19 protein-coding genes are annotated in these 20,388 nt (G+C 43.8%); 10 read left to right on the top strand and 9 right to left on the bottom strand.

Annotated features, from left to right (window positions below):
• Positions 1-37 precede the first annotated feature (37 nt).
• Positions 38-649 (bottom strand): flavin reductase family protein, encoded by a 612-nt coding sequence (locus NX845_RS02100; RefSeq protein WP_048611861.1) that lies wholly within the window; start codon positions 647-649, stop codon positions 38-40.
• 660 nt (positions 650-1,309) lie between these two features.
• Here NX845_RS02100 and NX845_RS02095 point away from each other — a divergent pair.
• Both NX845_RS02095 and NX845_RS02090 read left to right on the top strand, forming a co-directional pair.
• Positions 1,310-2,005 carry an NAD-dependent epimerase/dehydratase family protein gene (locus NX845_RS02095; protein ID WP_260256463.1) on the top strand — a complete coding sequence of 232 codons (696 nt, stop codon included), beginning with the start codon at positions 1,310-1,312 and terminating at the stop codon, positions 2,003-2,005.
• 184 nt (positions 2,006-2,189) lie between these two features.
• On the top strand, positions 2,190-3,563 hold the full coding sequence (locus tag NX845_RS02090; RefSeq protein WP_108093543.1) for an L-cystine transporter: 1,374 nt from the start codon (positions 2,190-2,192) through the stop codon (positions 3,561-3,563).
• 113 nt (positions 3,564-3,676) lie between these two features.
• On the opposite strand, the gene NX845_RS02085 is transcribed toward NX845_RS02090, so the two are convergent.
• The gene (locus NX845_RS02085; protein WP_108123426.1) at positions 3,677-4,069 is read right to left on the bottom strand and encodes a heme-binding protein; all 393 of its coding nucleotides are present in this window, start codon (positions 4,067-4,069) and stop codon (positions 3,677-3,679) included.
• Between the two features lie 9 nt (positions 4,070-4,078).
• Positions 4,079-5,089, bottom strand: coding sequence for an aldo/keto reductase family oxidoreductase (locus NX845_RS02080; RefSeq protein WP_260256462.1), 1,011 nt, complete (start codon positions 5,087-5,089; stop codon positions 4,079-4,081).
• A gap of 132 nt (positions 5,090-5,221) precedes the next feature.
• Here NX845_RS02080 and NX845_RS02075 point away from each other — a divergent pair, with 132 nt between their 5' ends.
• The 4 genes from NX845_RS02075 to NX845_RS02060 all read left to right on the top strand — a co-directional run bounded on the left by NX845_RS02075 (position 5,222) and on the right by NX845_RS02060 (position 9,597).
• On the top strand, positions 5,222-6,106 hold the full coding sequence (locus tag NX845_RS02075; RefSeq protein ID WP_102511349.1) for a LysR family transcriptional regulator: 885 nt from the start codon (positions 5,222-5,224) through the stop codon (positions 6,104-6,106).
• Positions 6,107-6,458: 352 nt separating this feature from the next.
• Positions 6,459-7,220 (top strand): YdcF family protein, encoded by a 762-nt coding sequence (locus NX845_RS02070; RefSeq protein WP_260256461.1) that lies wholly within the window; start codon positions 6,459-6,461, stop codon positions 7,218-7,220.
• 465 nt (positions 7,221-7,685) lie between these two features.
• The gene (locus NX845_RS02065) at positions 7,686-9,155 is read left to right on the top strand and encodes an aerolysin family beta-barrel pore-forming toxin (RefSeq protein WP_260256460.1); all 1,470 of its coding nucleotides are present in this window, start codon (positions 7,686-7,688) and stop codon (positions 9,153-9,155) included.
• Between the two features lie 220 nt (positions 9,156-9,375).
• A complete protein-coding gene (locus NX845_RS02060) occupies positions 9,376-9,597 on the top strand; it encodes a hypothetical protein (protein WP_102427808.1) in 222 nt (73 codons plus the stop codon).
• 129 nt (positions 9,598-9,726) lie between these two features.
• On the opposite strand, the gene NX845_RS02055 is transcribed toward NX845_RS02060, so the two are convergent.
• Positions 9,727-10,248, bottom strand: a complete 522-nt coding sequence (locus NX845_RS02055; RefSeq protein WP_017091882.1) for a DUF2058 domain-containing protein — start codon at positions 10,246-10,248, stop codon at positions 9,727-9,729.
• 401 nt (positions 10,249-10,649) lie between these two features.
• Between NX845_RS02055 and NX845_RS02050 the strand changes: the two genes are divergently transcribed.
• Both NX845_RS02050 and NX845_RS02045 read left to right on the top strand, forming a co-directional pair.
• Complete coding sequence (locus tag NX845_RS02050; RefSeq protein WP_260256459.1) at positions 10,650-11,984, top strand: sphingomyelin phosphodiesterase; 1,335 nt, start codon at positions 10,650-10,652, stop codon at positions 11,982-11,984.
• Positions 11,985-12,023: 39 nt separating this feature from the next.
• Positions 12,024-12,974: a chromosome partitioning protein ParA gene (locus NX845_RS02045; protein ID WP_260256539.1), complete on the top strand. Its 951-nt coding sequence runs from the start codon at positions 12,024-12,026 to the stop codon at positions 12,972-12,974.
• Positions 12,975-12,978: 4 nt separating this feature from the next.
• Here the strand turns inward: NX845_RS02045 and NX845_RS02040 are convergent, their stop codons facing one another.
• The gene (locus NX845_RS02040) at positions 12,979-14,013 is read right to left on the bottom strand and encodes an AraC family transcriptional regulator (protein ID WP_017080649.1); all 1,035 of its coding nucleotides are present in this window, start codon (positions 14,011-14,013) and stop codon (positions 12,979-12,981) included.
• A gap of 169 nt (positions 14,014-14,182) precedes the next feature.
• Between NX845_RS02040 and NX845_RS02035 the strand changes: the two genes are divergently transcribed.
• Entirely contained in the window at positions 14,183-15,196 is a 1,014-nt protein-coding gene (locus tag NX845_RS02035; RefSeq protein ID WP_017080648.1) for a DUF2804 domain-containing protein, read from the top strand.
• Between the two features lie 87 nt (positions 15,197-15,283).
• On the top strand, positions 15,284-16,132 hold the full coding sequence (locus NX845_RS02030; protein WP_017080647.1) for a sterol desaturase family protein: 849 nt from the start codon (positions 15,284-15,286) through the stop codon (positions 16,130-16,132).
• Positions 16,133-16,147: 15 nt separating this feature from the next.
• On the opposite strand, the gene NX845_RS02025 is transcribed toward NX845_RS02030, so the two are convergent.
• From NX845_RS02025 to NX845_RS02010, 4 genes are read right to left on the bottom strand one after another with little or no spacing between them, the layout of a single operon-like run.
• Positions 16,148-18,586, bottom strand: coding sequence for a carboxypeptidase-like regulatory domain-containing protein (locus NX845_RS02025; RefSeq protein ID WP_260256457.1), 2,439 nt, complete (start codon positions 18,584-18,586; stop codon positions 16,148-16,150).
• Between the two features lie 47 nt (positions 18,587-18,633).
• Positions 18,634-19,344, bottom strand: coding sequence for a molecular chaperone (locus NX845_RS02020; RefSeq protein ID WP_017085122.1), 711 nt, complete (start codon positions 19,342-19,344; stop codon positions 18,634-18,636).
• A complete protein-coding gene (locus NX845_RS02015; RefSeq protein ID WP_004734872.1) occupies positions 19,341-19,778 on the bottom strand; it encodes a DUF4402 domain-containing protein in 438 nt (145 codons plus the stop codon). The genes NX845_RS02020 and NX845_RS02015 overlap by 4 nt, the downstream gene beginning before the upstream one ends.
• 52 nt (positions 19,779-19,830) lie before the next feature.
• Positions 19,831-20,265 (bottom strand): DUF4402 domain-containing protein, encoded by a 435-nt coding sequence (locus tag NX845_RS02010; protein ID WP_004734871.1) that lies wholly within the window; start codon positions 20,263-20,265, stop codon positions 19,831-19,833.
• Positions 20,266-20,388: the final 123 nt, after the last annotated feature.

Genomic DNA, 20,388 nt, shown 5'->3' with positions numbered 1-20,388 from the left:
AAAAACGCTTATTCTGGGTACGTTAATTTAGGATTGGCTATTTTGGGCGAGCAACTGAGAACACATTAGAAAGCGTCGCGTATTCTCCGCCACCAAGTCGAGACAGTGGGTCCAATGCCAACGCATCAACCTTAAGACGTTCACTCTCTTCATCGATCACATCTTCGGAAATGTACACGGTTTCGACTTGAGCAAAGATAAGGCTTTGTGGCACCTCTCCAACTTCTTTTACTTCGTACAAGGTACAGCCAAAAGCGACCGCGCACTCTTTTACTCTTGGTAAAGAAAAGCCTTCAAATTCAACCAGCTCAATATCATTCGCGGTGACTTCAGAATCACCATGATCGAGAGTAGCAGCTGTTGCTGTCATTGTTTCGGCAGAACTTGAAGAAGCAATGTGAATCACTAGCTTACCCGTTTCTAGGGCGTTACGAGTGGTATCTTTGATTTCGCCAGACGGTTTCTTCCCGACCGATAACATCAGTAGCGGCGGATTACTGGAAACAGGCGTGAAATAAGAGAAAGGCGCTAGGTTGTACTCTTGTTCAGAAGATTCCGTCAATACCCACGCAATAGGGCGAGGAACAACGGTTTGTGTCATCAGGTGATAAATCTGAGTGGGAGCAAGAGTATCAAGCTTGAGGTTCATAGCACGTCCTTGGTCTATGTGAATTACGACTCAGTTTACGTGTTAAGCAATGCTGTATCTATGCCTAATCAACAGAAACCGTAGAGAGTGTTCTTAATTTAAACAGATCACACTGGTTTTTTCTCAAATTGACAATCAAATTGACGAACCCTAAAACACCTACAATACTGATAATAGATTTATCAATAACTTACATTTTGGCATCGTTTATGCTTTATCTAAAGTACTTGTTAATCTCTCCATTGATAAGTACCCATACAGTGAATGCCCACAACACTGACGCTACACAAAGAAAGACAATCGATTGAAAGACAAAACAGAACAACGATTTAGGAGGTGTAATGATTCCAAACTCAAGTAAAAGAAAACCAAATAAATCAAGTAAGAAAACCAGCAAAAAGGTAAGGAAAATCCCACTATCCTTCACCTAGTAAGAAGCAAGAAAAGTAACAAAGCCCGTCGCCCAGCGGGCTTTGTTATATCTGGCACTACATTAATATTGAACATTAGATTTTCGACCACCAGCCCCGTTTTAACTTATTGTTTGACTTCCATCCTATCAACCACGCAACTGACCACTCGTTGTTCAAAAGTTTTATTCGCTTAAAATTCAAACACTGTTTATATTAAACAAGCACTTGCAAAGGGTTAAGGATAGCTATGAGTATTTCAGGAGACAAAACATCGGTTGTTGTGGCTGGTGCAACAGGGCTAATTGGTCATCATGTGATGAGGCAACTCATTGATGAACCCGCGGTCGACAATATCTATGCGTTATCCCGCAGATCCCTCAATGCAAAGTTTGACTCCAACAAGCTCCACACCCTTATTAACAACGACCTGCAAGTTACCAGTTGGGATGATACGAATGCGACGCCTAAACTTGGCGTTATCTGCTTAGGTACGACTAAGAAAAAGGCAGGATCAAAAGAAGCACTTCGCAAAGTCGATGTTGAATTGGTTAGCCAGGTTGCACAGTCGATGAAGTTTCTTGGGGTACAACGCGTTGCCGTCGTTTCGAGCTATGGAGCTTCGCCAGATTCTTATTCACACTACCTTCGTTGCAAAGGGCAAATGGAACAAAACTTAAAACGTATTGGCTTCAAGCAGCTTTTCATCGCACGTCCGGGGCCGCTGGTTGGTGAACGTGATGAACCAAGAGCCGATGAAAAACTCCTGCAAAGCATCTTTCCTTTAGTCTCTCCCTTTATGTTTGGTCAGTTCAAAAACCTACGCCCTATTCAAGCGGAAGACGTCGCGAAGGCAATATTGTTCCGATTATTCGAAAATAATTTCAAAAATACCGAAATTTACTCGTCAAGTGACATGCTCAATTTATTGGCAAAATATCGCTAAAAAGCTCACCTATTCATCACAATGTTGAATATCCACCCATACCATTGAGTGGATATTACTAATCGTTCTAATAAATTACTTTTCCTTATTTTACGTTTTGTAACAGAACGTTATTTTAGCAGCAGTACTGACACCTATACATCTAGGTGACTAATTGATTTAGAGTTATTCATAAGGAAAACAAATGTCATTTTCAGCTATCGCTGCCTTAGCGGTATTCACTGGTATCCTCTTTTTTCTCTACGGACAGCAGAAAAAAGAAAACACACTTTCTCGCCTCGTTTTACTCGGTTTAGTTTTTGGTAGTGCATTTGGCCTTGGTCTACAGCTGCTATTTGGTGAAGGCAATCCCATCATCAAAGAGACACTAGACTGGGTAAACATCGTTGGTCGTGGTTACGTTGGATTACTTAAAATGGTAATCATGCCATTAGTATTGGTTTCAATGATTGCTGCCGTGGTGAAGCTTGAGAAAGGCGGTTCACTGGGCAAAATTTCTGGCATCACTATTTCAGTATTACTGGCAACAACAGCGATCTCTGCAATTGTTGGTATTGCAGTGGCTCAGGCATTCGGTCTTTCGGCTGAAGGCTTAACAGAGGGCGCGCGTGAAACAGCTCGTATCGCAACACTAGAAAGCCGCATGGGAAGCGTGTCTGACCTAACTATTCCACAAATGCTGATTAGCTTCATTCCAACTAACCCGTTTGCTGATCTAACCGGTGCTCGCTCTACGTCTATCATCGCGGTGGTTATCTTCGGTGTGCTTACAGGCATTGCTGCTCGTAAAGTAATGGCTGAGAAAGAAGAGCTAGAATCACCGATCCGTACTTTCGTTGACGCTGCACAATCTATCGTTATGCGCTTAGTTAAGATGATCATGGCACTCACGCCATACGGCATCGCTGCGTTAATGGCGAAAGTAGTCGCAACATCGAGTGCTTCAGACATCCTAAGCCTGCTGGGTTTCATCGTTGCTTCTTACGTAGCAATCATCCTGATGTTTGTTGTTCACGGTGTGTTGGTTTCTTTTGTTGGTGTAAACCCAAAAGAGTACTTCCAAAAAATCTGGCCTGTCCTAACGTTCGCTTTCACTTCGCGTAGTTCTGCTGCAACGATTCCACTGAACGTTGAAGCTCAAATCACTAAGCTAAATGTGCCACCAGCGATTGCTAACCTGTCTGCAACTTTCGGGGCGACGATTGGTCAGAATGGTTGTGCGGGTATCTACCCTGCAATGCTCGCAGTCATGGTCGCGCCTACGGTTGGTATCGACCCAATGGACATCAACTTCATTCTATCTCTGATTGCTATTATCACAGTGAGCTCATTCGGTATTGCTGGCGTAGGTGGCGGTGCAACGTTCGCGGCGCTTATCGTACTTCCAGCTATGGGTCTTCCTGTAACTATCGCAGCACTGCTTATCTCTATCGAGCCACTTATCGATATGGCACGTACGGCGCTTAACGTATCTGGTGCAATGACAGCCGGTACGATCACAAGCCGCCTATTGGGTAAGAAAGACAAGCAACAAGATCTGGAACAAGCGAACGCTTAATGAGTTCGATTGATTCAATAACTTGAGTCTCGTTAAACAAAAAACCGATGCACATGCATCGGTTTTTTATTATCTGTTACTTCTAACTTCCATTGCTTCACAAGCAACAGCACTTAGAGCACAAGTTGAATCACTTTCTCAGCAAGTGCTTCATCGTCATCTTCACTTAATCCGCTGATACCAATAGCGCCAATCACCAGCCCCTTTATCTCAATGGGAACACCGCCTTTAAAGCCAGTGATCTTTGAGTCGGTCCAGTAACTTAAGTCTTTACCGGTTTCTCTCGCCCAAGCGCCTAAGTTACCGCTTGGCTGTCTGTCTCTTGCAGACGTATAAGCTTTGTTCTGTGCTAACAACCCGGCTTGTAAGCTCACATTATCCATGCGAATAAACGCCAATAACTCTCCGTGCGTATCACACACGCTCACCGCAATTGCTTGTTGATTATGCTCAGCAATATCGAGAGCGTTAGACACCAACTGTTGTGCGATCTTTTGATTCAACATGCTCATTCCTTATGGCAGTGCTTGGCCACGTGAGTACACGTATAAGTTGTACCACTCTTCACGAGACAGACTTATCTGAGTCGCTACCGATGAAGCTTTGATTCGCTCTAGGTTTGTGGTGCCAATAACAGGTTGGATACGAGCAGGGTGACGAAGCAAAAATGCCAACACAATCGCTTCACTTTCTACGCCATATTGGTTTGCTAACTGAGCCACGTAGTGCGCCGTCTTTTTCACGTTTTCATGTTCTGAATACAAACCTTGCTCAGCAAATCGGCCTTGTGCCAAACAACCCCAAGCTTGCAGTTGGATGTTATTCATTTGGCAATGTTCAAGGGTGCCTGCGGCGAAGTCTAATTGATGGTGCCCTTGCGAGTTAATCATCACCCCATCGTTCAACCAATCCAGCTTGGCTAAGCTCATCTCAACTTGATTCGCGACAATGGGCTGCCCGAGCGCAGATTGTAGGTACTGAACTTGATGGCTGTTCATGTTCGACACACCAAAGAAATCGACCTTACCTTGCGCTTTTAAGTTCTCTAACACTCTTGCCAGCTCATCAAGTTCCATCAAAGGATCAGGACGATGTAATAGCAGTACATCGAGCTTTTCAGTATTCAATCGGTTGAGAATACCGTCTACCGATTGGCTTACCCAATCAGCCGAGAAATCATAACGACCAACATTGCCCCCGCCTTCAAAACGAATCCCACACTTAGATTGAATGAACATCTGTTCACGCAGATCAGGCGCTTGTTGTAATGCTTGACCAAAGGCTTGCTCAGCTTTGCTGAAGGTATAGATGTCCGCATGGTCGAATAAATTAATACCCGATTCTAATGCTGTATCGATTACGTTTCGTGTTTGAGCAACATCCGCACTATTCACTGGATTATCATTCCATCCACCACCTAAGCCCATGCAACCATAGGCAATTTGCCCAACATTCGGTAGATGGTTTGATAATGGGATACTCTTTTTATCACTCGTTTTGTTTGTAGATTCAGTGCTGTTCGTCATATCGATTCTCGCTTAGAAGATTTGCTGACCAGAAATATGCCTCTATCATATTGTTCTTTTAAAAAAACAGAATATGCTAGTTACGAAATGATTGTTTGATATGACGAACAATAGGTTGATAGGAACGCGCGAATGAACGAACACAAAAGAATTGAACGACTGATCCTGTTTGTAGAACTTGCTCAGCAACTCAACTTTACCAAGGCAGCCGAAAAGCTCGGTATCTCTAAGAGCTACCTTTCTGAGCAGATCAAACGTTTAGAAAACGACTTACAATGCCCGCTTTTGGTCAGAACCACGCGCAGTGTTCGTTTAACCCAAGAAGGCGAACGCGCGTTACAACAAGGCTTAACGATTCGTTCGCAAGTTTTACAGCTTGAGCGCAGCGTTTCAGAGCAACACGACATCGTAAAAGGTCTATTACGCCTTACTGCGCCAAAGATGTTTACTGAGGTATATCTATTCGATATCTGCCAACAGTTTAGGCAGCAATATCCAGAAATCCGTTTCGAGATAAACAGTAGCTACACCAACTTTAATCTAAACCTAGATGATATCGATATCGCGTTTCGCGCCACCAATACGCCACCTGACAACATGGTGGCGAAACACTTGATTAGCTATCAGCATGATTTAGTCGCGACTCCTGGCTATCTTGATCAGTTTGGCCGCCCCAACAATGCCAACGACTTAAATGACCATCAATGCTTAGCAACGCTGCACCAAACCGAGTGGCCTTTAAAATCGGCAAATATTGATGTGTCCGGTTGGCTTTCAAGCAATGACAACCACTTGCTCAAACAACAAGCTATGGCAGGCAGTGGCATCATCCGTATTGCAAGTTACTACGTTGCGAAAGAGGTCGAGCTTGGAGAGTTAGAGCAAGTGCTGCCTGATGAATGTCTGCAACAAGGCAACAGTATTTACCTTTTCTATCCGCAAGTTATTTATCCGGCAAAGAAACACCAAGTGTTCGTTAAATTTGTTCAGCATTACTTCGAAAACTTGAGAGCTTGAAAACTTGAGAGCTCGATCATTTAAGAGCTTGAAGATTTGGTAGTTTAAGAATATGAGAGCAGATCTAACGAATTGAAAAAATGAGAAGCCGATGAACAGATAAATTAAATAACACGAAATAAGGTTTAAATAACCCTCTTGATTTATATGCCTATATTTAGAGTGGGGTTATCGAACAATAATAAAGCGATTTTTTCGAATGCTCTCATCGATGATTGTGTTTAATAGAAAGAAATCGTGCATTTGTTCAATAATACAATGAGTTAGCTATGAACGATTAACATAACTGATATATGATGCACCGCTTCAGTATGTCACATCATTTTGGCACCAGTTCGATAACAGGATCCTCATGAGCTTTATTATATTATTACTTCTTCTGCTATTCATAGGCTTTACACGTTTACTTAAGTGGCGAAAAACCTCTCTGTTTTTATCTCTTGTTCTTATATCGTCATTTGTGTTGATTGGTTCAGGCTTAATTCCTCGTTATTTACTGAACGACCTACAAGCCGATTACGAAAGTAAGCCTGATATCCAATGGTCTGACAATAACGCTATTGTTCTTCTGGGTGCGGGAACGCAATTAATTAAAAGCACGCAAGAGTTCGAGCCAGCCTTTTTCTCTTTTGGCCGAATCAGCGAAACAGCCAGCCAATATAAAGATTGCGCCAAAACCCAAACCACATGCAAAGTGATCATCAGTGGTGGCGATGCACAAAATAACGGTGTAACTGAAGCAGAAGTTTATCAACAACAATTGCTGAGACTTGGCGTTCCAATAGGTGACATCATTCAAGAGCCGAATAGCGTAAACACTTGGAAGAATGCACAGCTCACTAGTGACCTAATGAAGCATCATAAATTCGACAACATTGTGTTGGTTTCATCTGGCCTACATATTCGTCGTAGCGAGCTCTACTTCAACCACTTCGGCTTGAATGTTATTCCAGTGAGAGCCGACTATATGGCCGCTCAAATTTCATGGTTGCCATTATGGTACAACTTTGCGGTTACAGATTTTGCTTTGCATGAACAGATTGGCTTTGCTCGTTACAATATCTACAACTTTATGGGTTGGAACAGCAAACGCGAAAAGCCAGGTGATGCTTAATCACGTTCAATTGAGTTAACTAGAGCCATATAAAACAAAGATGCAGCAATAATCGAACGGTTGTTGGCTGCATTTTTTGATCCTGCCTATCACAACACCGTTTCTTATTCTCATTTACGTCTTTTCTTACCATTCGGCAACCATTCCTGCTAGCTAATCACTCAGCCAATTTCCCAAATAGCAAGGCTACGAAAATATAAATGTCCAACAATCAACCACCTAATATTTTGATAGTTGAAACTAATTGAAAACAATCGAGATAATCCTTTATCAAACAACAAGCCAGTCAACATAACCAACTGATAATTATAAGTATTTATTTTCAATTCATTTCAGTATTTTTGGTATTGTTTTATATGACAGAGTACACCCCGCTAGTAACCCTCGGCTTTAAATAATATCAATAAAATCTAATAACTCGATTCTAATAAAAATAGCCAAATAATGGCATTTAGGAACTTATTAATGATTAACGTCAGTAAAACCATTCTATTTAGCACTGCCCTATCGGTAATATCCTTTACTGCTCATGCGAAGATATACTCAGACCAAATCGTCTTAGACAAACTTGGAGAAGATATCTGTCGTTTCGACTATCGCGCTCTCAACAATTCAGAAGCTCAAGAACATAAAACAGCCCTGATATCCCGCATGAATGTTTGGGACATTGTTGGCCTTCAGCATGATTGGGTGATCATGGGCTCCGGCTATCATGGCCTCATTAAACCAGGTCAACCAAGCGACAAAACCTGGTGCTACCCTAATACACCAGAAGCGGGCTTGCCATACTACGAAGCACAAGCTATTCAAGAGAACAGTAACCTTGAAGTTCAACGAGCTTTAGTCAATGACGACACGAACTTTATCAGGCCGCTAAGTTACTTGGCTCATAGTCTTGGTTACGCTTGGGTTAGCGGCAATAACGGGCGTTACGTCGGTCAAGATATGGCAATAGAGCAACTTAACCATGGTTGGGAGATCAAAGGGAATAACAATGGAAGCTGTACCGGTGAGCGTTGTAATGAGAAGACAACCATCACTGTCGATAACTTCTCTTACGTACTCGATAACACTGCGTTTTGGCACGGCTCGGTAGAAGAAACTGACCAAGAGCTGGTCAACACCCTTACAGCTTATGCTATTAACAAGACTGATCAGCCGAAACAAATCGTCGTTGACCTTCATTTTAAGCAATCCACCCAATGGAGAAAAACACAGCGCTTCGACCTTGCTGATTCAGTCGTCATTGATGAGACCTTTCATTGGCCACAAGTTGGAAAAACAGAGGTAAGAGTCGCGCTAGAAGAAGGCCAACGTTTCTCCGATACCAACAGTGGCACTCGTTTTGAGCCGACAGAACTGCAAGCCATCATTACCGTGCCTGCTCACTCCGTGCTGCCTTTTCAAGTCGAGTTCTTACGCTCAACCATCACTTACCCATACCGTATCAAAACCAACATGAGTTACGACGTGAACTTCACAGGTTTCCTTCGTTATAGTGGCAATGCGCTAAGCTCACATCCAACAAACCGCCCGACTGTCTCACACACCTTTACTATGGGAACCACCAGCGAAGATCAAGCCAATATTCGTTACCAATGGGATCACCGCTATATTCCTGGAGAGATGAAATGGTGGGATTGGAGCTGGGCAATCAACACCAATGGCTTGAGTAGCATGCAGTACGCCGCAGGAGCAAGTGTCCGTCCGTTCTATTCTCACGTGTCTGGTCAATTCAGTGCTGAATCTCAATATTCAGGGATGATAGATATCGGCGCTGAGCATTCTGTTGATTCATTCGATACAACGACGTTCAACAATCACGAAACCTACTACGCGGGTGATATTAAAATAGTGACTGATTTCGCCCCTGACACCCTCGCTCAACTTGGGTATCAAGATGCTCAACTTGTGATTAACCCTGTGCAGCAATAAACCCATTAGAAATAGTTCATTTGTTGTTCCAAGCCCATTGCGTCTGCTCTGGGCTTGATTCGCCTTATATTCTCTCGGTCGAACATCTGCATTGATGCCTAGGTATTCACTCTCTGAATCGTTTTTCACTGACTTAAAAGTGAAATCATAACGACACACTAATTTGCGTAACTTAGGGTGCAAATAGGCAATTAGATTACAGTGCCTATCAGGAGGATGTATGAAACCAAATCGATCTACGGGACTCACTGGACATATAAGACATTGCCCATGTTGTTCTACCGAACTGGTCATCAAAGACCACATTCACGTTTGCCCGCGCAATGAAATTGGCGACTGTTACTTCGATGGCTATGACCAACACGAACAGCGCGCTAATACCGATTTTATCGAGCATGCAAGTGCCAATGGTAGCCTTGTTTACGGCATGTCAGAACACTAAGCGTTATTCAGGATTTGTTGAAGTCATTTCGCGCCAAAAAAAAATGCAGCGCCAATCGAGTGATTGTTCGCTGCATTCTTAGATCCTGTAAACTTAGCTAGCCATTAGAATGGAGCTAGGTAAAACGGATTACCACATTAGATCATCGGGGATCACGAAGTCTTTGTACGGGTCATCTTCGTCTATTTCATCAGAGCTTGAAGCTTGAGTATCAACGATAGATTCTTCGTCACGCATCGCGATCTTGTTCGCTACCGCAGTAGGAATAACAACATAGCTTTCGCCTTGACGCGCGATACTTAGAATGCCTTTACTTAGTTGCTTTTGAGTCAGATCTTCTACGTAAAGGTATTTAACTAGCGTACCATCGGTGAAGTTGTATTTGATCTCACCATTCTTCTGTTCGATCTTGTTCATCTCAATCAGTTGCTTCACTTGAGCTTTAATTTCTTTGCTCAACTGCTGTTCTTTCAACTGTTGGTTTAACTCTTTGTCTTTCGCTTGCTGCGCCAGTTTAGTTTCTTCTGCTGCCGCTTTTGCTTCACGAGACTGAACGCGAGACTTTTTAGAGCCCTTCTTCGCCTTCTTTAATTTTTTCTCATTTACCAAGCCAGCTTTAAGCATTTGCTCTTGGAGTGTTAACTTTGCCATGACTTTCCCAGTTCAGGATTAAAAACGACACTATCATACCTGTTTTTGAGGAATCTGTTTACTGAACAATGGCAAAATTTATGCTGATAGAGCAAGGCGGTTAGCGTTTTCCCTTATCGTGATTCACAGCATCCATTTCTGATTATTTACCGACCTATGATTTCCACGAAAACAACCAGTAGTGACTTACCCTCAAACCCAAATCGTTCCTCTATTTTTTAGCGTGCGCGCGTATCACTTATCATTCAGGCAAAGCAATATGTTAATTTTCAATGAGTAATCTAATTTATAAAACCATGGCATATATCTAATATTTGGATAATTCCCATAGAGTTATAACTCCAATGTCACAACTCTTTACTACGTTATTCTTTAAACCAATCAGTAAGGATAACGTGAAAATGAAAACTCAATGGACTTGCCTGAGTGCAATACTTGCATCAGCTTCATTCATTTCAACCTCGGCTATTGCAGATACCGATGTGTACCTAACCAATAACACCAGCCAAGTAATGACGATTCAAACCAATCACACGGGTACCGACCAGCTTCAATTCGGTGATGAGTGGCAGCAACATGTTGAACAGATTGGCCCTTGGGAGACGAAGAAGCTGATCAGTTTTAACCGCTGGACTGGTGTGAAATCTGGGAAGACCTATGAGTTTGACACTGTGGTATCGAACGCTGTGGGTGAGAGTGTCACGCTCAACCAAACCATGAAGGGTCATTGGTACAACTCGACACTGCAACATGGCTTGAGTGCCGCAGACGTCAACCTAACGTTGCATGACGATCGTAATATTCATCGCAGCACAACCGATGCATTCGGGGTCAATGCAGAGCTAGCACTTAAAGCCGATTCTACGGCGCGCTACGATGATATTTATTACACCATCACCCCACCCAAAGTGGATGAACAGCCAGAGCCAGATGCCAATACACTCAAAGTCATGACCTATAACATCTGGGCGCTGCCTGCCATCGCTTCACATATTGGTGACCGCTATGACCTGATCCCTCAATACGTAAAGGGCTATGACGTGTTGGCGCTACAAGAGGTGTTTGCTAACGGCAGAGATGAATTCTTGCGTGAGCTTTCGAAGGAGTATCCTTATCAAACCAAAATGCTCGATAAAGATGGGATTAACATATACGACGGTGGTGTGATCATTGTCAGCCGCTATCCTATCGTTAACGAAGCTCAGTATGTTTTCCCTGATTGTACGGGCACAGATTGCTTTGCTGATAAAGGCGTTAACTACGCGGAAGTGATCAAGAATGGTCAGGCTTACCATGTATTCGGCACCCACACGGCATCATTCGATACGGACACCGCTCGTGACTACCGACAACGTCAATTCAAGCAGATGCGTGCACTGGCGCAGTCTCTGAATATCCCGGCATCAGAAACTGTGGTTTACAGCGGTGACTTCAACGTGAACAAGCTCAAGTTCCCAGGCGACTACCAACAGATGTTTGCTAACCTGCAGGCTGATGAACCAACATACTCAGGTTACACCGCTTCTACCTTTGACCCACGCATCAACAACTTTGCGGGCGAACCTATGTCGGGTGGCGAGAACGTTGAGTATCTCGATTATGTGGTAGTGAGCTCGGAATATGCCGCCAAAGCTCATAATGACAATCGCGTGTATGTCCCAAGATCAACAAGCAGTGAGTTATGGAAGCACTACAACCTTTCAGACCACTTCCCTGTTAGCGCTGTCATCAAGTAACTCGGTGAATCCATAATGCATCGAGTTATATTAATCCTAGTGCTCGTCTTAACGGCGAGCATTGTTTGCTATTCGTGGTCATCAAAATCCACTGAAACACCGCTATCTTCTGCTCAACACACAGGACCTAAGCCGCGTGTTTCTGCGACAACTGCTGAAGATAATTTCACACCAACTGCAACCGCCAGTTCGGGAAATGCAGCATCACAGAATAAACAAGCCGAAGCTGAATCATCGGGCGGGGAAACGAATGCTGAAAACTTAAGCGAACTTGAAGGTAAAGCTCTATTCGATGAACTCGATGGGTTCTGGGCGCTTTGCCAACAACGCGATGACTGCACTGAGCAACTCGCACGATTGAAATCAGAGTTACCGAGTATATGGTTTGAGTTACTGAGCGACTATCCGCAACTATCAGTCGACTGGCAATTAACCCAAAGCACTATCCCACTTGAATCCATAGAGACTCTTGAAGATCGTGTTGCCTTATTCAAGCAATCTGCACAGCAAGTATGGGGAGAGTTGGCCCACCAGCTATTCGCTGACCAGTTTGCTCATCTGGATTTTACGCTTGACGCTAACACCCTTGAAAAGAACGAAGCGAGCCAGTTTTTGGCCAACTATCAAGATTTGCTTAGTGAATGGCAAAACAATACGGGCACGTTAAACGCCGAAACACAGCTTCAAAAATATGAACTGGCAGTCTCTTTGATACCCAGCAGCTATAGCCCTGCTGAGATAGTATCAGTCAAAGCCGACCTTCAAGATACCTACTTAGATGAAGCGCAGGCCAGCAACATTGCCGCGCGAGAACAACAAGTCGCACAACAGCAACAAACCGTGATGAGTTATCACGAGCAACTGGATCAGCTCAAAGCAACCTTAGACTCTCAGCGCTCATCAAGTTATGCCACTTGGACTCAACAAGATTGGGACAGTTATTATCAACAGCAAGTCACCGATTTCAGGGAGCAGTTCTTTAGCAAGTAACGCCTTAACTTAAACCATCACGAAACTGAGCGGGCGTTTTATTGAGCCAACCTTTAAACGCCCTCCTGAAATTTGCGGGGTCGCTATAACCGAGTCTTTCACCGATGTCATCGATACTCATGGTTGTGCCGAGTAACAGCTCTTTGGCCAGTTCCACTCGAACTTCGGTAAGCAATATTTGATAACTGGAATCATGGGTCACTAGCTCTCTCCTGAGCGTACGAGAGCTACAACCAAACTCATCCGCGAGTTGCTCTATATTCGGGAAACTGCCTGCGGTTTGATAAAAGATCGTTTTGATCTGGTTAGTCAGCAGGTGCTCAGAGTCCAGCGTTTCGACTATCGACTGGCAAGACGCAAGATAGCGCTTCAGTGTCGCGGCATCATGAGTCAATAAGGTTTGTGATAAAACCGAGGCATCAAAACGCAGTTCACAATGGTTTTGTTCAAAAATCACCGGGCACTGGAAACGCTCGTCATAAAGCTTGGTGTAATTAGGGCTAGCATAAGGCAAAGCCAAAGTATGAATATCCAACTCATGACCAGTCAGTTCTTTGAACAAAGAGACGATTGAACTCAAGAAATACTCACTGCAGAAAGGTAGGAGATCGCCCACTTCCAAGGTGTTCTCAATCTGAATCACTGCTTGCTCGGAGTCTAGAAACAATTTAACCGAGAAAATAGGACCGTTCAGGCGCAGATATTTAAAGCCCGACTTGATGGCCTCCCCGACATTTTGACTGGTCGATAGCGCATAACCCAACACACCAAAGTGGCTCAAGCTAGCGTGTTCGCCCAACCAAAGCCCTAGACCATCGTGAGGAAAACTCTGATTAGCCGCGCTAAATAACGCAAGTTTATCAGCGTAAGTCAGCTTTCCATTCGGGTCTCGCCAATCCATGTTCGGCAAACCCACATCATTGAGTAGCCTTTCAATATCGATACCTCGTTGCTCTAACGTATTCAACAGCAGCGCGATATCTAATGTACCCAACTGATGCCGATGTCCGGTCGGCTTATACTCCGCGATAATCTCCAATCGTCTCTCCTTATATCGAGCCCATTCCCATAAACATGACTACTCAGCTTCAACAACACTACTGACAAAATCGTGATTGGTAACGCGCTCTTGTCCGAATATGACCTCCCAATTCTACGCTACTCATCGCACAATGGCTTTAATTGTTAAATTAATGTGAACCATCGCAATGATAAAAACCAACCCAGCCCCACACAGTTTGATTGATTCTAATGGTCAGCCGATCATTGGACATTTCGATGGCATCCCCAAGCACCTGAACATCGAGAGCTTTGACTACCGAAATTCGATGGATTCAAAAGCAAACTCTTGGCAGAAGCACCTCCACTACAAACAATTCCAATTTGTCAGCATTGTTACCGACACGCACATTATTGGTGTCGCTATCGCGGATATTCGCTACTTAGGCTCGGCATTTTGTTATCTGTACGATATTGAAAACAACCATCTAGAAGAGTCATCTTGGTTGAGGCCATTAGGGTTTGATAAACAAGTTACCGCTTCGCCATTTGACGGCACGACAAGCATTGCAGGCCAAAGCATCACCTTTAATATTGAAGGCGGGCAATGGCAAGTTCGCTTGAATACCAAACTCATCAAGGCCGATATCGCTTTAGAGCCTAAAGCCGACAGCTTGCCCTTGGCGATGTGCAGCCCAACGGGTTATTCAGGTTGGACTTACACTCAAAAGCACAATGCTTTGCGCATCAGCGGTGAAATCCAAATCAAAGGAGAATCACTCGTTCTCGAACAAACTCGTGCTGGTTATGACTTTTCAGCGGGCTACATGAGACGTGAAACCAGTTGGCGCTGGGCAAGTATCAACACGCAATCCAATGGCACAGATATTGGCCTAAATCTCGCGGCGGGCGTCAATGAAACCGGAGGCTGCGAAAACGTATTATGGATCAATGGAACTCGGCACTTACTTAACCCGGTACAGTTTACGTTTAATCGCCAAGACACGAATTTACCTTGGCAGATAACATCACAAGATGGACGTATAAACCTGACCTTTACGCCCTTAAATAATCGCAGCGAAAAGCTCAATTTATGGCTGTTAAAAAGTAACTTTCGTCAGTTCGTTGGTCACTTTTCTGGCTCGATTGAAGACAACAATGGAGTGACACATCAACTCGATGGTGTTCTTGGTCTAACAGAAGATCACTTTGCTCGCTGGTAGCGAAATTCTGCTGACTGAATCTCAGACGATCAAGTCTAAGTAAGCTTGATACTAAGAACGCGTATGGCGTCTCAACAAGGATAAAACATGAATATCGACGCATTAATCAATCACCCAGAATGGCTACTGCTGGTATTAGCGCCCTTATTCGTGGTGTGCATGTTGGCTGAGTATTTTATCGGTCAGAAGCAAGGTCGACTACCAGATAATTCCAGCTATAAACTTTCAGAAGTGATGTGTAACTTCACGCTTGCGGGAATGCATCAACTCTCCGATTTGCTCACCGGGTTATTGGTCGTGCAGTTGTATCTTTGGATGTTCGGTTGGCACTTAATGGACATTGAAATGGGCGTGCTGAGTTTTGTTGTATTGATGGTGTTACAAGACTTTTTCTATTATTGGTTCCATAGAGCAAGCCATCGTATTCGCTGGATGTGGGCCGCGCACGTCGCGCACCACAGCTCAGAACAGATGAACTTCAGTACGGCTTTCCGTCAAAGCTTAATGTACCCACTTGCTGGGATGTGGCTATTCTGGGTACCGTTGGTCATCATAGGTTTTGACCCTAAATGGGTCATCTTTGTGGTGCTTCTGAATCTAGGTTTGCAGTTCTTTGTCCATACACAATGGATACGAAGCTTGGGACCACTTGAATACATCTTTAACACCCCTTCGCATCATCGAGTACATCACGGCAAAAACCCGCAATACATCGATAAGAACTACGCCGGTGTTTTGATCATTTGGGATAAGTTGTTTGGTACGTTCGAACCTGAAATTGAAACCGTGCGTTACGGCGTCACCAAGCCCGTAAACAGTTTTAACCCGATAGTAGTCACCTTTCAAGAATGGAAGGCCATATTCAAAGATTTGAGGAACCGAGAGCTAACCATGAAGCAGAAAGTCCAGTTGATACTCTCGCCTCCTTCAGACTAATCAAAGCGATCAGGTCTAATACACCTTATGAAAATCGATGAGGTTGAATGTGAGGTCGCTTACCCAGAAATCGCCGTTCAAGTCGGCACCTTGCACGTATCGCCTGTCTCCCATTTCTAAAGTCACAATGTATTTGCCCGCGATGAGCCCCTCTACCATGTAAAAGCCATCGCTCTCAATCTCGCTCGAATACTCAGTACCTTTCTGGATATGTTTAAAGTGCAGATAAGCACTGTTTTCTAGATCGCCTTCCACTGTGCCATCGACGCCAAATGACACTACCATTTCGATGTGAGCATGAGTTAGCCCGACTTGCTTAGTGTTTACAAACACAGGGTTTTGAATCGGCGTGAGGTTAAGGTCGAGTGCCCCTTCATCGATATAGATAGGTAGATTATCTCGAGCCGGAACACTTGAGAATTCAAATCGGCCTTTTGCATCACTGACCGCTCGTTGGTCCAAGATTTGTAGGCTTACGCCTGGTATGGGTTGTCTGTGGTGATCGTAGACAACGCCCGTCAGCTTAGAATGGTTGTATCGATTCCACTCAACAAACTCACCAATGCTTTCATCAAAGTAAGTTTTAGCACCGAATTCTGTCGTCATCTCGACACCGTATCGGTCTTCGGTTCCTTCTAGCTTAAAGAGTAAATAAGGGTTCACTCGAGCTTCTAAAGAAGCGGAAAACGAAACTTCCTGTTTCTGATAGCGAGCCGATACGTTCGTCGTGAGCTCTTGAAAAACCTCCAACGGATCTAACAGGCACTCTTTGCACGCATTTCTCAGAGACAGCTCCGTTCGTTCATGATGACCAGAGCCATCAACAGTTCCAGAAATATTCCACGACGTATCCGAAAAACCGCTTTTAGCCAAGCCAATCGTATGGAGGTAATCGTCTTGATGAGAAGCTTTGATGTATCGATAGTCACCGGCGTATGAGACAAACAGATTACGAGCCACTTTCGAGTTCAACTTGGGTTCAACGCTCAACTCATCTTCATCATCCCTTACCGTCAAAAAGGCCGTTAGATTGGCAAGCGACAGGTTGTATTTGAACACATCGTACTCCATCGACTCTAAGTCCAATTCATCGGTTTTATTGAGCTCTATCGATGCCGACTGATCACCATTGATCAAAATATCAAACTCCATTGGAAACCGATTGAACTCTGGTAACCAACCGATATGACCCGCAAACCAATGCGCCGGTAAGTATCGTCCTTGAACACCAATCAAGTCTTTACCATTTTGCCTCATAAAGGCACTACCCACGGTGAAGTAATCGGCAAGCCCATATTCGAGCGACACAGCGCCAGCCCGGTCAGCACCTTCATTGCCTACCACTTGCACGCCCCACTCATTACTTGGCAGAAATGCATCTTCTAAACCGGCGACGGTGATCTCTTCTTCCTGCCAGACACCTTTCGATAAGTAGTAGCGAAACTTGATGGTGTCACCGGGGGAGATGTTGTCTTCTTCAACCACGAAACGTCCAAACTCATCAGAGCGATAAGTGGTTTGATAAATGCCATTGACTAAAACATCGATGCTGATGTTGGGTTGAGTAGTTCGTTCGAGTTGAAGGTTGCCGAACTCTGTCTGTCGCTTTCGGTTGGTGTAATAGAGCCCATCTTCGAGGGTTTGATTCACGGTAAAGACGCTGCCATCTAATAACACATGGCCGACTTCCAAAGAGCCTTCACCATCATGAGCTTCTACCGCAATGTTGTAATAAACGATAGGGTTATCTTCTCGTGAATCAATCGACAAGCGAGACAAGGAGTGTTCAGTGCTTAATATGGTGTCTGAGATTGCGTAAACATCACCGCCAGTTTCACTGTCGTGATAAACAGAACTGGCTAACCGAGTCGCCAAACCCACGGCGGCAACAGGTTCGAAAGCTGGCGTGTTTTCAGCTCGCTTAAGATCCTCGGCCTTCTTACGTGATTCATTTTTCATCTTAGAAATAGCGGCTTCCAGTTCAGTCAATGAACTGAATTCTGGAGTAACGGTGAGCCGGTAATCATCAATATCCCAACGCACTTTAGCCGGGATACAAGCTTGTAAGCTGTACCAGTGGATGTAAGTTTCTGAGTCGATGACTTGATATTTGATCGACTGGATATTGGTGTCATCGCGATAACAAATGGCTTGTTCGGTATCTAAAATGTACGGAGGAGATTCTCTTCCCACATCTTGAGGCAAATACAGTTCGCAATATCCGCTTTCATCACACTGACCATTCATTTCGAGCAGATAAAAAGCGGCATTGGATATCGAAATGAAGGGTTCTTCGTAGTCATCCATCATGACACGGTAAAAGCTATCCCCCACTTTCCCGACTCGAACTTCAACATGGGCTGGATAGAGTTCACTCGCCTCACTTTCTGCTTTAGATTGCGAATACGCACCAAAAGGAAACAGTGAAGCGAGCAACAAAAGTCGCCAAACCATGCAATTGAACACTGGCTTTTACAGAGTCAGCGACAATGAAACGAGCACTACAGAACACATTCGTACAGAGGCTGTTCGTTCTGAACCAGTGAGATCTTTGAGCCTTTTGGGAAAGGCTTGGTTAATTCAGCATTACGAAGTAGCACCACTTTTTCGCTATGCTCGTCTACATTCAATTTCGCAGTAAACTGAAAGTTACCATCGTTACGAATCTTGATGCTTTGGTTGTCACACGCAAACTTAACATCTTGCACCTGCTCACCTTTCTGAACATAAACGGGTACATAACTGTTGATGTGAAAGTTCAGTTGAAAGGCTGAACCATCATTGTTGGTTTTACTTGAAGACAACGCAATGTCTGATAGCTCTGCAGCTTTTGCTATTGGGGAAAACCACAAGTAAGCACGATATTCACCATCAGCCATGTCAGCAGGCAGAGCATTCATACGTAAGCGAACCGTGCGTCTTTGATTGGGTTTAAGTTCACGAATTATTGGTGGTGACACTTTAATCCAACTCGCGATATCTTCTGATTGCGCGATATTAGCGTCAGTTCGAACTAAGCCACTCGCCTTTACCGGGCGATAAATCGGTTTTATCTCCAAGCGAATCGGTTGATCTGAATTGTTTTCGACGACGATTTTTTCAGTCACCGAAGTGTCGGCATCCAGCACAAAACGAGTCGGTGCGATGAGTAACTGAGCATAGGCTTGTGTTGTGAAGATTAAGCCGAGAACACATGAGATAAACAACTTCATTTATAATTAACCTCAAAAGGGATTGTACTGGTGTAAAGGCCTGCTGGGTGGTTAGCGCCGATTTTCACTTTGGCACCAATACACAATAATTTGCTTCTTCCATTCCCTTTGATTTTGGCTCTACCACGCTTTGATAAGCCACAACCAAAATAGAACTTTCTAATACGCAGGCGTTTGGATTTACGAGAATGGTTTAGATATTGCTTGGAAGGGAGAGAAACCACGATTTTTTTACCAGGCTCACCTTCAACATAAAAACGAACCACATAAACCTGACTATTGGATGGGTTTGAATCCGCATTCTGGCCCGACCCAGAGATATACATGCCCGGAAATTTCACTTCCATATTCTCAGGAATAATTTCTAGCGCATGAAAAGGGCTGGAGTAAATCATCAGACCAATATAAATTGCGTATTTGAATAGAACACTCATAGTAAAAGCGGCTGCTTTATAGCAGCCACAATATTACACTGGTTTCATTTAATTACTGGTAAGTTACATCTACTGCAACGTTAGCAGTATATGTACCAGCAACTAATGTCGCACTTGAAGTACGTGCAGTACCACCAATATTAAGAGCCGCAGTACCACCGGTAAGAGTAATAGCGTTATTAAAGTCGAATTCAGCTGCAATCGTATTTACGCCGTTAACCAAGTTAGTATCAGAAATACTTACTGTTACTGCATCACCAGATTCTCCAGAAAGAGTAAATGCCGCAGCTCCAGCATCACCTTGAGCGATAACAACGTCCGTTGTGTTGTCTGAAGTGATGATACCGAAGTCAAGATCACTTGTTTTTGTCATTGTAATTGCTTGTTTTACTTCTAGTGTTGCATCAAAAGTGTCACTCACAGCGAAAACGTTCGCAGAAGAGATAGAAAGTGCAGATACAGCAACAACCTTAAAGACTTTGTTCATTTCTTTAATCCTTTATATAAAATCGGCTTTATTATTAGGGTTACCTAATAGTCAATCAAAGTTAACAATTAAGTAACAACAATCCTATTTGGAAAATATATATATTGACACTTATTTATAAAG

This window comes from Vibrio sp. NC2 (assembly GCF_025195005.1).
Classification (GTDB): domain Bacteria; phylum Pseudomonadota; class Gammaproteobacteria; order Enterobacterales; family Vibrionaceae; genus Vibrio; species Vibrio splendidus.
Note: the sequence above shows the minus strand (reverse complement) of the source record. Positions and strands in the feature narration are given on the sequence as shown.

What these genes read in the sequence shown, in the direction of transcription:
- NX845_RS02065 (WP_260256460.1), top strand. Translation starts at nt 7,686, where the DNA reads ATGATTAACGTCAGTAAAACCATTCTATTTAGCACTGCCCTATCGGTA.
- NX845_RS02095 (WP_260256463.1), top strand. Translation starts at nt 1,310, where the DNA reads ATGAGTATTTCAGGAGACAAAACATCGGTTGTTGTGGCTGGTGCAACA.
- NX845_RS02055 (WP_017091882.1), bottom strand. Translation starts at nt 10,248, where the DNA reads ATGGCAAAGTTAACACTCCAAGAGCAAATGCTTAAAGCTGGCTTGGTA.
- NX845_RS02100 (WP_048611861.1), bottom strand. Translation starts at nt 649, where the DNA reads ATGAACCTCAAGCTTGATACTCTTGCTCCCACTCAGATTTATCACCTG.
- NX845_RS02075 (WP_102511349.1), top strand. Translation starts at nt 5,222, where the DNA reads ATGAACGAACACAAAAGAATTGAACGACTGATCCTGTTTGTAGAACTT.
- NX845_RS02020 (WP_017085122.1), bottom strand. Translation starts at nt 19,344, where the DNA reads ATGAAGTTGTTTATCTCATGTGTTCTCGGCTTAATCTTCACAACACAA.
- NX845_RS02080 (WP_260256462.1), bottom strand. Translation starts at nt 5,089, where the DNA reads ATGACGAACAGCACTGAATCTACAAACAAAACGAGTGATAAAAAGAGT.
- NX845_RS02010 (WP_004734871.1), bottom strand. Translation starts at nt 20,265, where the DNA reads ATGAACAAAGTCTTTAAGGTTGTTGCTGTATCTGCACTTTCTATCTCT.
- NX845_RS02015 (WP_004734872.1), bottom strand. Translation starts at nt 19,778, where the DNA reads ATGAGTGTTCTATTCAAATACGCAATTTATATTGGTCTGATGATTTAC.
- NX845_RS02050 (WP_260256459.1), top strand. Translation starts at nt 10,650, where the DNA reads ATGAAAACTCAATGGACTTGCCTGAGTGCAATACTTGCATCAGCTTCA.
- NX845_RS02060 (WP_102427808.1), top strand. Translation starts at nt 9,376, where the DNA reads ATGAAACCAAATCGATCTACGGGACTCACTGGACATATAAGACATTGC.
- NX845_RS02030 (WP_017080647.1), top strand. Translation starts at nt 15,284, where the DNA reads ATGAATATCGACGCATTAATCAATCACCCAGAATGGCTACTGCTGGTA.
- NX845_RS02025 (WP_260256457.1), bottom strand. Translation starts at nt 18,586, where the DNA reads ATGGTTTGGCGACTTTTGTTGCTCGCTTCACTGTTTCCTTTTGGTGCG.
- NX845_RS02085 (WP_108123426.1), bottom strand. Translation starts at nt 4,069, where the DNA reads ATGTTGAATCAAAAGATCGCACAACAGTTGGTGTCTAACGCTCTCGAT.
- NX845_RS02070 (WP_260256461.1), top strand. Translation starts at nt 6,459, where the DNA reads ATGAGCTTTATTATATTATTACTTCTTCTGCTATTCATAGGCTTTACA.
- NX845_RS02035 (WP_017080648.1), top strand. Translation starts at nt 14,183, where the DNA reads ATGATAAAAACCAACCCAGCCCCACACAGTTTGATTGATTCTAATGGT.
- NX845_RS02090 (WP_108093543.1), top strand. Translation starts at nt 2,190, where the DNA reads ATGTCATTTTCAGCTATCGCTGCCTTAGCGGTATTCACTGGTATCCTC.